Consider the following 1,477-nt stretch of genomic DNA (forward strand, 5'->3'; position numbering starts at 1 on the left):
CATCATGAATGAATCGTTCTGATGCTCAGCGCCCTTTTAAATAATGATAAAATTTGCTCTTTACGTTACCCTACGGCGTTTTTTGCATTCTTGAGAGTAAATAATGTCCACCACCTTGTTTAAAGATTTCACCTTCGAAGCCGCTCACCGCCTGCCGCACGTACCGGAAGGACACAAGTGTGGCCGTCTGCATGGTCACTCATTTATGGTGCGTCTTGAAATTACCGGTGAAGTCGATCCACATACCGGTTGGATCATGGATTTCGCCGAGTTAAAAGCGGCGTTCAAGCCAACTTACGACAGGCTTGATCACTACTACCTGAACGATATCCCGGGCCTTGAAAACCCAACCAGCGAAGTATTGTCTCGCTGGATTTGGGAACAGGTAAAACCGGTTGTTCCTCTGCTGAGCGCAGTGATGGTAAAAGAGACCTGCACAGCAGGTTGCGTTTATCGCGGAGAGTGATTCCGACCTTGCCGGATGGCGACGCATCGCGTCTGATCCCGGCCTACCTTATTTACAAGCGTAGGCCGGGCAAGCGATGCGTACCCGGCAAAACTCATCAGGCAATATTCAGGTATTTATGCGTTTGCATCGACAAACGCCAGTTACGCGCAATACAGGTATCAATACACAAACGCGTAGCATCTTCTTTCTGACTGATTGGCTGCAACGCAATAATGCGTGGTTTATCATCGCTCAACGTGGCCAGCAGTTCATCCAGCGCTTCAATATCGCGAACGCGCCCCACCGGATGCTTGATTTCATTGGCTCGTTCCAGCGCCTGTGACAGTACGTCATAGCCGCCACGCATATTCACCTTCGGCGATACCGTCACCCAGGTATTCGGCGTACAGCGAACTTCGTGTGTCCCGCTGGTCTCAATCTGGCAGCTAAAGCCGTTTTTTTCCAGTAAGTCAGTGAGTGGCATTAGATCGTGAATGCAGGGTTCACCACCGGTGATCACCACGTGTCGGGCGGTATAGCCCTGACGCTGAATAACAGCCAGCAGATCTTCACTGCTCGCCGCGCCCCATTTATCACTCTCTTTCGTCTTGGCCAGGATGCTATATAAGGAGACTTCCCGATCCTCAAGCTTATCCCAGGTGTGTTTGGTATCGCACCAGGCACAGCCAACCGGGCATCCCTGTAAACGAATAAAAATGGCGGGGACGCCGGTAAAGTAACCCTCACCTTGCAGGGTCTGGAACATCTCGTTAATCGGGTACTGCATAGTCATCTCTGTTTTGGGTTATGAACGCGTATTATTGCAGATTTGCACGCTCAGGTCTTGCCCCCGGCTGCGCTGTCCCCTGAGTTAAAAAATCATGAAACATGATCTCGTGTTTGCGTCTGCAATGATCGAATAGCTGTGATTTAATTTCATAGCTGTTCAGGCTGCGTTTTGATGTAACAAAACATTTTTGATAATAACCTTATAAAAATAGTATAAATATTTTAAAAGTAAAATATTTC

The 1,477-nt window shown here is 48.5% G+C and carries 2 protein-coding genes; one reads left to right on the forward strand and one right to left on the reverse strand.

Going from position 1 to position 1,477, the window contains the following annotated elements; all coding sequences use genetic code 11:
* Positions 1-103: 103 nt before the first annotated feature.
* Positions 104-466 carry a 6-carboxytetrahydropterin synthase QueD gene (queD, locus tag NNO02_RS23180; protein WP_041686189.1) on the forward strand — a complete coding sequence of 121 codons (363 nt, stop codon included), beginning with the start codon at positions 104-106 and terminating at the stop codon, positions 464-466.
* Positions 467-563: 97 nt separating this feature from the next.
* Here the strand turns inward: queD and queE are convergent, their stop codons facing one another.
* Positions 564-1,235 (reverse strand): 7-carboxy-7-deazaguanine synthase QueE, encoded by a 672-nt coding sequence (gene queE, locus NNO02_RS23185; protein ID WP_040232204.1) that lies wholly within the window; start codon positions 1,233-1,235, stop codon positions 564-566.
* Positions 1,236-1,477 lie beyond the last annotated feature (242 nt).

Origin of the sequence: Citrobacter sp. Awk 2 (assembly GCF_028069815.1) — a bacterium.
Classification (GTDB): domain Bacteria; phylum Pseudomonadota; class Gammaproteobacteria; order Enterobacterales; family Enterobacteriaceae; genus Citrobacter.

Coding starts and splice junctions, on each gene's coding strand:
- queD (WP_041686189.1), top strand. CDS start 104: ATGTCCACCACCTTGTTTAAAGATTTCACCTTCGAAGCCGCTCACCGC.
- queE (WP_040232204.1), bottom strand. CDS start 1,235: ATGCAGTACCCGATTAACGAGATGTTCCAGACCCTGCAAGGTGAGGGT.